This is a genomic window from Campylobacter aviculae (genome assembly GCF_005406215.1).
GTDB lineage: Bacteria > Campylobacterota > Campylobacteria > Campylobacterales > Campylobacteraceae > Campylobacter_D > Campylobacter_D aviculae.
The window spans coordinates 1-928 of record NZ_NXMA01000045.1 but is presented as its reverse complement, the minus strand read 5'-3'; the positions used below and the strand labels follow the sequence as shown (position 1 = coordinate 928).

Genomic DNA, 928 nt, shown 5'->3' with positions numbered 1-928 from the left:
CTCTGATGGAAGTGTGGATAAAGGTGGAGTTTTAATGGCTTTTTTAAATAATACTAATATAGCCACTTCTTTTGGAGCAGCGTTTTTAAGAGGTGAAACTAACCTACTTGGAAAATTAATGAATATTAATGGAGATATGAGTGAAGCAGAATTAAAAGATTTTCGAAATTTTATGAATGCTAATCATTTTAGAAATTCTGCATTGGAAAATACTGAAGCAGGAGATGATCGCTGGGATTTTATTAGCGAGCAATTCTCTGTACAAATGAATATCAAAAGAAGTCAAAATGTAGGCAATAGCGAATTAGCACAACAAGCTAGAGACTTTGCTAAAGAATACAATGAAATGATTAATTCTAATATGAGTTTAAATGAGTTTAAAACTAAATATTTAGATTTTAAAGAAAGATATAATGACTTTATAGAAAATTTAGAAGCAGAAGAAAAAGCTAAAGGAATTGTCTATCATACTTTTCCTAACGGACAAAGTATTTCAGATAATAAAAATAAAAAAACTACTCAAAAATCTTTCAAACCCATCCAAGCAGAAAGTAAAAACAAAGAAACTTATAAAGATGATAATATAAGAAATGAACTCATAAAAAAACTTCTTGAAAATAAATTTGATTTAGCAAAAGAATTAGAAATTCTTTTTGATGTAAAAATAGATAATGACAATACAAATAACAATTCCAACTCTAGTACCAATCATCTTAGTAAATTAAGTTCTAAAACTAAACATAGAAGTGTGGATGTCAAGGTGTGATAACACAACTCTAAGGCTTTCTAAAAGCCATTTCAAACCCTACTCAAACAAAATAATTTATAAATCCAAACCGGAACACTTCTTGCTTATATTTAATTAAGATATTTAGATTTGAAGGCAGAACAATTCTAAAATCAAAGGAATAAATATGAGTATCTTTAG

General features: G+C 27.6%; 1 pseudogene. It reads left to right on the top strand.

Annotated elements, in window-relative coordinates:
• Positions 1-766, top strand: a pseudogene (locus CQA76_RS08905) (hypothetical protein); the annotation flags it as partial.
• Positions 767-928: the final 162 nt, after the last annotated feature.